This window comes from Candidatus Margulisiibacteriota bacterium, assembly GCA_018822365.1.
In the GTDB taxonomy this organism is placed as follows: domain Bacteria; phylum Margulisbacteria; class WOR-1; order O2-12-FULL-45-9; family XYB2-FULL-48-7; genus XYB2-FULL-45-9.
Window position 1 is genome coordinate 1 of sequence record JAHJKL010000056.1, and the last position, 9,334, is coordinate 9,334.

The following is a 9,334-nucleotide window of genomic DNA, read 5'->3' on the forward strand; positions in this document are numbered from 1 at the left end:
CGCCCAGTAATTCCGGACAACGCTTGGCCCCTACGTATTACCGCGGCTGCTGGCACGTAGTTAGCCGGGCCTTCCTCTGTGGGTACCGTCAATATCTTCCCCACTGACAGTGCTTTACATCCCGAAGGATTTCGTCGCACACACGGCGTCGCTCCGTCAGGCTTTCGCCCATTGCGGAAAATTCCTCACTGCTGCCTCCCGTAGGAGTAGGGACCGTGTCTCAGTTCCCTTGTGGCTGATCGTCCTCTCAGACCAGCTACCCGTCATTGCCTTGGTGGGCCATTACCCCGCCAACTAGCTGATAGGACGCAAGCCCATCTTTAAGCCCCTTGCGGGATTTAATCCCAGTTCCATTTGAAACCGGGGTCACATCTGGAATTAGCCCAGATTTCTCCAGGTTGTACCAGTCTTAAAGGTAGGTTGCTTACGTGTTACTCACCCGTTTGCTGCTCGGTTCGAAACCTCGCTCAACTTGCATGTGTTAGGCACGCCGCCAGCGTTCGTCCTGAGCCAAGATCAAACTCTCAATAAAGAGTCTAATTCAGCTCTATCATTTATAATCTATCCAAAACCAAAAGAAAAAGATACGAAGACTCGCATCAATCTCATTGCCTGATTTTCAAGGATCTTGTTTATTGCACCGAGGAGAAAAACGAAAGAAGAATTGCCGAGGCAATTAAAGACTATTCAACGATTAACGCAGAAAGCTCTACCCTCCTTTCGCTCTACTAGGGCCTGTTCATTGTAACGCATCCCGCGCCGGGTTGTCAAGCTTATTTTTCGGCAAAAAAAGTACTTGACAAATAATCAGCCTGGTATACAATCGTATACCCAGTCGAATTAAGGAGGTTGATAAACATGACGCCAAGCAAACAAAGAGAGCTGATCCTCAATTACGTGACCGGTTATATCAAAAACGAGGGGTTTGCTCCATCCCTTAGGGAGATCTGCAAAGCCTTTGGCTTTGCCTCCCCCCGCTCTGCCCAAAAACACCTCGAAGCGCTGGAGGAAGAAGGGCTAATTAGGCGCGGAAACAAGTCGCGGGCCATCAAGCTCCTGACCGAACCGGACCTGAAGACGATCGTCCTCCCCTTTCTCGGCTACATCGCCGCGGGGGCGCCGATCGAAGTGCTCGACCATAAAGAGACCATGGAGATCCCGGAAACCCTGGTCGGCCGCCGCCCCTGCTACATTCTGCAGGTCAAGGGGAACAGCATGATCGAAGACCACATCTTAAACGGCGACTTCATAGTCGTAGAAAAATGCGACTCGGCCGACGACGGAGAAGTGGTTGTGGCGCTGGTCAATCGTTCCGAGGCTACTTTGAAAAGGCTCTACCGCGAACCAAATCGCGTCCGGCTCGAGCCGGCCAACTCAACAATGAAACCGATCTACGTCAAAGACGTGGCGGTCCAGGGAAAGGTCAGGGGATTGTTTAGGAAGTTCTAGGGAAAGGCAGAGGCAAAGGCAGAGGCGAAGGCAAAGGGCAGAGGCAAAGGGCGAAATAAAAAGCAAATGAAAATAGAAAACCTGGACGCCAAAATAAAAGTCGGAGCAGTCTTCAAAGGTGGAGAGATCGAGCCCAAGTGGTTTATCTGGGAAGAGCGCCAGTACCGGGTCAAAGAGATCAACTACCGCTGGACCGACACCAAAGGGCGGGAAAAGATCCACTGCTTCTCAGTAACCGACGGCACCAACAATTATGAGATCTCGTTCTACGCCGAAAAAATAGTCTGGCGACTGAACAAGATCTGCGGAGGCGATTAAAAATGATCAAGATCGGCACTTCCGGCTTCTCGTTCCCCGACTGGAAAGGGACCGTTTACCCGAAAAAGATCAAACCGTCGGAGATGCTCCCCTACTACGAAGACGAACTCGGCTTTGAGGCCTGCGAGCTCAATTTTACCTATTACCGGATGCCCGACCCATACACCATGGAAAAGCTCGCCCTGCGGACCGGCCGTGATTTTGAGTTCACCGTCAAAGGGACCAAGGAAATGACCCACGAGATCTGGGAAGACAAAGAGCGGACCACCCTCAAAAAGAGCGGAGAGCTCTTCAAGGCGTTTGCCAGAGGAATTGCGCCGCTCGCTTCCCACCGCAAACTAGGAGCGGTCCTCCTCCAGTTCCCGACATTTTTTCCGCCGACCGGGAAGAACCTTGACTACCTCGACCAATGCCGGCAACGGCTCAAGGATTTTCCGCTGGTGATCGAGTTCCGGAACGCCGCCTGGCTGAAGCCGGAAACTTATAAACTCCTCAAGGACGAAAAACTGGGGATCTGCGTCGTCGACGAACCGCGGCTCCCCCGCCTCCTCCCTTTTGAGCCGGCCGCCACCTCGGACCTGGGCTACTTCCGTTTCCACGGGCGGAACAAACTCTGGTACAGCGCCAGGCCGCACGAACGCTACGACTATTTTTACTCCAAAACCGAGCTGACCGACTTACTGGCCGGGGTCAAAGAAGTTGCCCAAAAAACCAAAAAGACCTACGCCTTTTTCAATAACTGTTTCATGGGACAGTCGGCCAAGAACGCCGCCATGATGAGGGAGATGCTCGGGGTAAAATTCCAGAAAAAAACACCCCGGCTTTTTTAAAACTATGAGGACCATCTTGCACGTCGACATGAACGCTTACTTTGCTTCGGTGGAGCAGGCCTGCAACCCGCTCCTGCGGGGGAAGCCGGTCGCGGTCGGCGGCGGGACCGGGGGGAAACGGACCGTGGTCGCCGCCTGTTCTTATGAGGCAAAGGCCAGAGGGGTGGAGAACGCCATGCCGGCCTGGGAAGCCAAAAAGATCTGCCCCGACCTGGTCATGGTTGGCGGCGACATGAACAAGTACATTTATACATCATGCGAAGTGATGAAGATCCTGCGCGAATACACCCCGCAGGTCGAAGTTTTTTCGATCGACGAAGCCTTTATGGACATGACCGGCACCGCCGACCGGTTTGGCGGAGCGGTCGCCGTTGCCAAAGAGATCAAACGGCGGATCAGGGAGAAATTCCATCTGACCTGCAACATTGGGATCGGGCCAAACAAACTGCTGGCCAAGCTGGCCGGGGAACTCAAAAAACCAGACGCCCTGATCATTCTCCGGGCCGAGGATATCCCGGACAAGATCGCCAGCGTCAAAGTCGGCAAGCTCTGCGGCGTCGGCCGCAAACTCGAACAGTATCTGGCGGAAATGGGGATCAACACCTGCGGCGAACTCCACCGGGCCGCCAGAGAAGAATTGGCGCGGCGCTTCGGCGCCGCCTGCGGCGAACATCTCTGGCAGATGGGACAGGGAAAAGACAATTCGGAAGTTTGCGCCGGCGCGGCGGAAACGACCGCCAAGTCAATGGGACACTCCTACACCCTCCCCCGCCTGACCACCAGCCTCGGCGAAGTCAAAGGATACCTGCTCCGCCTCTCCGAGCAGGTTGGCCGGCGCCTGCGGCTCGGCAAATACCGGGGGAACGTGGTCCACGTTTCGCTCGGCTTTGACCAATATCAGTTTTGGGGAAAGCAAAAAAAGGTCGAAGAGTACCTTGACGACGGCTACGACATTTACAAGAGAGCGGAAAAACTAATAGAAAGTGAAAAGGGAACCTGGCGGAAGACACGCGGCTTCCGTTTCGTGGGGGTAACAGCCTCTGGGCTCTTACACGAGGTCGACCAGGTTTCCCTTTTCGCCGATGACGAACGGAAAAAACTCCTCGCCAAAGCGGTCGACGCGCTCAATGACCGCTGGGGAGAAGCGACGGTCGAACGGGCCGCCCTGCTTGGCTTTGTCCTGGAAGAAAAAAGCGGCATGGTCGCCGGAGCCAACAGGAGAATAAGCGGTGGCGGATACTGAAAAAAAGCTGGAAGTATTAGGCGCGGCGGCCAAATACGATATTTGCGCTTCCAGCTCGGCCCCACAAAAAAGAGAGCCAAACAATAACTATATTGGCTCCAACGCTCCCGGCGGGATTTGCCATAGTTATACACCAGATGGCCGTTGCGTCTCGCTCCTTAAGGTCCTGATGACCAACTCCTGCAAAAACAACTGCCAGTACTGCGTTAACCGGGCCAGCAACGACTTTGAACGAAGCGGCTTTGAACCAAAAGAGCTGGCTGATCTCTTTATCGAGCTCTACCGCCGCAATTACATCGAAGGGATTTTTCTTAGTTCCGGGGTACAAAAAAGTACGGCCTACACCATGGAGCGGATGATCGCCGTCCTGGAGATCCTCCGTTTTCAATACCGCTACCGGGGCTATGTCCACCTGAAAGCCCTCCCCAACACCCAGGCCGACCTGATCGAGCGGGGAGCCCGGCTGGCCGATCGGATGTCGGTCAACCTGGAAAGCCCCAATCCCGAACGGCTCAAGTCGATCGCCGGCGAGAAGAACTTTATGCTCGACCTGGTGGCGCCGATCAACGCCATCCAGAAACAGGTTGAAAAAGGATTGCTCAAAGCGGGCCAGACAACCCAATTTGTGGTCGGCGCCGCCGGCGAGACGGACGCCGAGCTCCTGCGTACGACCAATTGGCTCTATAAAAAAAAGAATCTAAAACGAGTTTACTTCAGCGCTTTTGTTCCCACTCTCCCTAATCACCTACTCCCCCAATCCCCTATTCCCTTGCTCCGTGAACACCGTCTCTACCAGGCCGACTGGCTAATGCGTTACTACCACTTTGAGCTCGGCGACCTGGTCATGAAACAAGACCAAAACTTGAGCCTAGATATCGACCCAAAGATGGCCCACGCCTTGAAAAACCGACAGCGGTTCCCGCTCGAGATAAACCGGGCCTCGTTCCAGGAGCTGCTGAAGGTTCCCGGGATCGGGCCACTCTCCGCCAAACGATTGTTCCGAGCGCGTAAAGAACACCGTTTCACAAATCTGCAGGAGTTAAAAAACCTGGGAGTTGTGACTAAACGGGCCAAACCTTTCATCCTGATCAACGGGGTGAAACAAGGAAGCGTCAAAGAGATCGCTACGGTCAAACAGTTGGAGCTTTTTGATGGGTACAGCAGTTCCCTCGCCTGGGGGCAAGCGCCGCAGCTGCTGACGTAAAAGGAAACCTGCGGCAATATCGCCGCGGTTTCCTTTTTTTGTCAAAACAAATATATTTTGGAAGCCGAGACGATATTGCCTCAGGCTTTCAAAATAAGGGCTTCATCAGCATCAAGGATTAAGGAGTAAGCATGGAACAACTAGCGATTTTTAACGACAAGTTCGATCGACGAGAAGAACTGGAAGACAAGGTCCCAACGATCAAGCTCAAAGGGACACCGGAAGCTTACTACCTGTTCCGGCAAAAGTTATATTACGCACTCCTCCACAAAGATCCCAACAAATACCACGTGATCGACCAGGTGATCGAACAAGCCAAAGAAAAAGGATTAAGTTATATTCTCTGCAAGGTTTCGGCGGAAGCCAGAAAATTCATTGATCTGGCCAGGCAGGTTGGCGGCGAGAGGCAGAGAGCGATCTCCTTTCTCCGGCTGAAACCAATTGACCAACATAATGTCTTGATGGGGGAATTTGAGATCGTTCACCAGACCGGCGAGATCATCATGCTCCACTTTTTAAAGCGGTTTCCCCGCTACCGGATCATGCTGGTCTTTGGCGATGAGGTATATATCGGTCAGGGAGAAGAGATCTTCCAGGAAAAGGTTAAAAGCAAAACAGTCATCCTCCCCTCTACCCCAGACGAGTTCGAACGCTATTGGCTCGCCTTCTACCGTTCGCAATACATCCCGGAACGGCGGAACCTGAAATATTTCCAGAAGATGATCCCCAAGAAATACTGGCGGTGGGTCACGGAGCTCAAGGAGTTTGGATTAAACTAAGCCTTTTAGCTTTTTAATCTCATTCTTTAGTTCCAGGATCCGGTCTTCCCGTCCTTCCATAATCTTGGTCATTTTCTCCAGCTCCTTGATCTTGTCATGCAGCGCATCTTCCGTCGCCTTGCGCTCGGTCACGTCCTGGCCTACAGAGAGGAGCCCAACAACCTTACCATCCCTATCCTTAAGTGTCTTGTCATACCATTCAATCTTAAGCTCTCGTTTATCCCTGGTAATTAACAAGTCAATATTTTTTCTTGTTTGAATATTATTGATCGCCCTTTTAAATACTTCTCTGGTTTTGTCGCGCGATCGTTCTGGCAGAAAAATATTAAACCAGTCCTTCCCCCTGACCTCATCAATGCTATAGCCGGAAAGCTTTTCCATATAAGGATTAAAACTAACTATCTTCCCTTCAGGGTCCATCACCAGAATGATCGCCGGCGCGGTACTGATAATATTATTCAGCATCTCTTTTTCCAACCGCAGTTCTTCATTTCCCTTGCCAAGCTCCTCCCCCTGCATCTCCAGCTCAATTTGGTGGATCTGCAGTTCCTGGGTTAGGCGCTTTTGATCGGCATCAGACCCGGACGGCTTAGTTTTTTTGTTTCGCCTGGCATATTCCGCTTCCGCTTCTTTACGTATTTCTGATTTTTCTTTATCGCTCATTTATCTTCCTCCTCAAGCAGTCACCCCCGCTTCTAAAGCGGGTAATATTGGTAAAGGTGATCACGACCCCGTCAATAACATTGCTGCTGGTCCGGTACGGAATGATCCGCATGATATACCACTTACCATCCTTAGTTTCCACCTCGATCTCTTTTTTCTCAAGTTTTTCCAGGACCTCCCGGGCGTCTCGCTCCAGCTCCTGGTATTTCAGCGTCGGGACCAGGTCCGCCACCGACCGGCCCACATCTCCGGCAAGCAAATTGATAATCTTGGTTGCCTGAGGAGTGTACCGCTTAATATTGAGATCATTGTCCAAAAAGAGGGTGGCAATGTCGGTACTGTCCAGCAGGTTCTTCATGTCGTTAGAAGTTTGGGTCAATTCATTGTTCTTGGCTTCCAGCTCGGCATTAACGGTCATCAGCTCCTCATTCGTCGATTGCATTTCTTCTTTGGAGGTGGTCAGCTCTTCGTTGGTCGATTGCAGCTCTTCGTTGGTCGATTGCAGCTCTTCGTTCGCCGACTTCAATTCTTCCTGCGTAGTCTCCATATCCTGCACGGTGTTCTGCAGTTTCTCCCGCAATATTTTCAATTCTTCCTCAAGCTCCGTCAGCCTTTCGCCATGTTTGGCCCCGCGCACCCTTTTAACTTTTTCGGTCTTGACCGGTCCGGCCGCGCTCTCCTTAAAAACAATGAGCAGTAACCCGGCGACATTTTCCGGCCGGGTCAAGGGCTTAACTATCAGGTCAATGATCTGATAACGGTTCCCGCTCTTGACCTTCAGGCCCGGCACTAGTATCTCTTCTTTTCTCGAAAGCGCCCGGCGGATCGCCGCTGAGACCTCTTCGCGCAAACCAGCCCGGGCCATGGCATATATATTAATATTGGCCTTCCCCAGCGGAAGTTCCAGATATTTACCGGTGCTTCCGCTCACAAAAACAATGTCCCCGCATTCATTGATCAAAACAGCCGGAGGCGAATACCGGTCAAGAAGAAGACGTTCGGCAAGCTCTGCCGTCCCCCTCCCGTCTTTAGCCGTTTTGGGTTCCCCCATTTTAGGAACAACCCCGCGACCGACCGCCAGCGTCGGGAGATCACTCAAATCGACCCGGCTATAAGGCATATATTTTCGGGCAAAGAGCTTACCATTATTGCTGATCACGGTAAACAGGCCGCTTAAGCCGCCAAGCGATTCGGATGAACCGAGAAAGAGCGTCCCGGCTGGCTTCAAGACAAAATGAAAAAGCCGGATCAATTTTTTCTGCATTTCACTTGTTAAATAGATCAAAAGGTTGCGGCAGCAGATCAGGTCAAGCTTGGTAAAGGGCGGGTCCATGATCAGGTTTTGCGGCGCGAAAACAACCATTTCCCTGATCACCGGTTTGATCTGGTAGACATCGTCAGATTCGCTAAAATATTTCCGCAAGCGCTCCGGATCAATATCGGCCGCGATATTTTTCGGATATTTTCCCTGCCTGGCCCGCTCGATCGAGTTTTTATCGATATCGGTCGCGTAAATATTCACCTTAACTCCAGCCGCTGCAGCCTTTGTTTCCAGGCATTCCCTGATAATGATCGCCATGGAATAAGCCTCTTCTCCTGAAGAACAGCCGGCAACCCAAACCCTGAATTCCTTTTCTTTAGACCAAACATCAACATCTTTGAGCAATTTGACCTTGAGTTCCTGCCAGGCCTGGGGGTCCCGAAAAAAGCTGGTCACGCCGATCAGCAATTCCTTAAATAATATTTCCACTTCCTGTTTGTTTTCCTGAAGAAAGCGGACGTAGGGATCTATACCCGCGAGTTTGTGCACGTTGACCCGCCGCTCGACCCGGCGAAATATGGTGCTGTTCTTATAACCCGAAAAGTCGTGGCCAGTCTGCTCCCGCAAAAGAATAAAGATCTTATTTAAGGCGGTATCATGTTTGCCCGCGCTTATGCTTTTCCGCTCACCGGCCGCAAAGCCGCGCCGGTAAGAAAGAAGCTCCTCGGGTAGTTTTTCCGCAGGTGCAACGTAATCCACAAGATTGGTCTCAATTGCGCTCTTCGGCATGCTGTTGAATTCCGCCGAGCGCGGGTCCTGCACCATTACCAGCCCCATTTTTTCCTTGACCGCCCTGATCCCCAATGTTCCGTCGGTCCCCATGCCGGAAAGGATGATCCCAACCGCCCGGTCAAGCTGGTCCAGCGCCAGTTGGCGAAAAAAATAATCGATCGGCAAACGGAGCGGCTGCGGATCAATTATGTCAAACAATTGCAGGGTGCCGTGCAAAATTGATAAAAATTTATTAGGCGGGATTATATAAACCTTGTTCGGCTGAACCCTCATTCCATCTTCCGCCTGGGCGACCGGCATTTTGGTATAACGCTGAATAAGCTCGGGCATCATCCCTTTGTGGGTAGGGTCCAAATGGGTAACAATGACAAAACCCATACCATTATCAGGCGGCATGTTGGTAAAGAACTGCTTTAGCGCCTCCATACCGCCAGCCGACGCACCGATCCCGACAATATGGAAGCTCCGCTCGCCAAAATCCCGGTCTGGCTGATTTCTCCTGACGTTATTCAGTTTTTGCTTTTTAATTATTCTATTCTTTCGGATCATTGCTAATTACAGTTTTTTCGGAAAAACTCGCGTTACGGGTAAAGTATACACCTGGAGCAAGCAGCAGAACAAGTATAACCCGCGATAATTGATAAAACAGTTAAACATGGTGGGCCCAGGTGGAATCTCCCGATGGACATTGTCAATAAAACAACAATGAAATCATCGGGATCCCGACGATTCCATAATCATAATAAATTAATGAACGTCGGGAGAACCACCGATTCTGCCATATTGAAGCGGATC

8 protein-coding genes and 1 rRNA gene are annotated in these 9,334 nt (G+C 51.6%); 6 read left to right on the top strand and 3 right to left on the bottom strand.

Going from position 1 to position 9,334, the window contains the following annotated elements; genetic code table 11:
- A 16S ribosomal RNA gene (locus tag KKF06_04795) occupies positions 1-532 on the bottom strand; the annotation flags it as partial.
- 326 nt (positions 533-858) lie between these two features.
- Between KKF06_04795 and lexA the strand changes: the two genes are divergently transcribed.
- The 6 genes from lexA to KKF06_04825 all read left to right on the top strand — a co-directional run bounded on the left by lexA (position 859) and on the right by KKF06_04825 (position 5,823).
- Complete coding sequence (lexA, locus tag KKF06_04800) at positions 859-1,449, top strand: transcriptional repressor LexA (GenBank protein MBU1617074.1); 591 nt, start codon at positions 859-861, stop codon at positions 1,447-1,449.
- 66 nt (positions 1,450-1,515) lie between these two features.
- Complete coding sequence (locus KKF06_04805) at positions 1,516-1,767, top strand: hypothetical protein (protein MBU1617075.1); 252 nt, start codon at positions 1,516-1,518, stop codon at positions 1,765-1,767.
- Positions 1,768-1,769: 2 nt separating this feature from the next.
- Entirely contained in the window at positions 1,770-2,597 is an 828-nt protein-coding gene (locus tag KKF06_04810; protein MBU1617076.1) for a DUF72 domain-containing protein, read from the top strand.
- A gap of 4 nt (positions 2,598-2,601) precedes the next feature.
- Positions 2,602-3,840 (top strand): DNA polymerase IV, encoded by a 1,239-nt coding sequence (gene dinB, locus KKF06_04815; GenBank protein ID MBU1617077.1) that lies wholly within the window; start codon positions 2,602-2,604, stop codon positions 3,838-3,840.
- Positions 3,827-5,044 (top strand): putative DNA modification/repair radical SAM protein, encoded by a 1,218-nt coding sequence (locus KKF06_04820; GenBank protein ID MBU1617078.1) that lies wholly within the window; start codon positions 3,827-3,829, stop codon positions 5,042-5,044. The genes dinB and KKF06_04820 overlap by 14 nt, the downstream gene beginning before the upstream one ends.
- Positions 5,045-5,175: 131 nt before the next feature.
- The gene (locus KKF06_04825) at positions 5,176-5,823 is read left to right on the top strand and encodes a DUF4130 domain-containing protein (protein MBU1617079.1); all 648 of its coding nucleotides are present in this window, start codon (positions 5,176-5,178) and stop codon (positions 5,821-5,823) included.
- Here the strand turns inward: KKF06_04825 and KKF06_04830 are convergent.
- Positions 5,815-6,486: a PAS domain S-box protein gene (locus KKF06_04830; GenBank protein MBU1617080.1), complete on the bottom strand. Its 672-nt coding sequence runs from the start codon at positions 6,484-6,486 to the stop codon at positions 5,815-5,817. The two genes, KKF06_04825 and KKF06_04830, sit on opposite strands and share 9 nt — an antisense overlap.
- Complete coding sequence (locus KKF06_04835) at positions 6,476-9,088, bottom strand: PAS domain-containing protein (protein ID MBU1617081.1); 2,613 nt, start codon at positions 9,086-9,088, stop codon at positions 6,476-6,478. Before KKF06_04835 ends, KKF06_04830 begins: the two co-directional genes overlap by 11 nt.
- Positions 9,089-9,334: the final 246 nt, after the last annotated feature.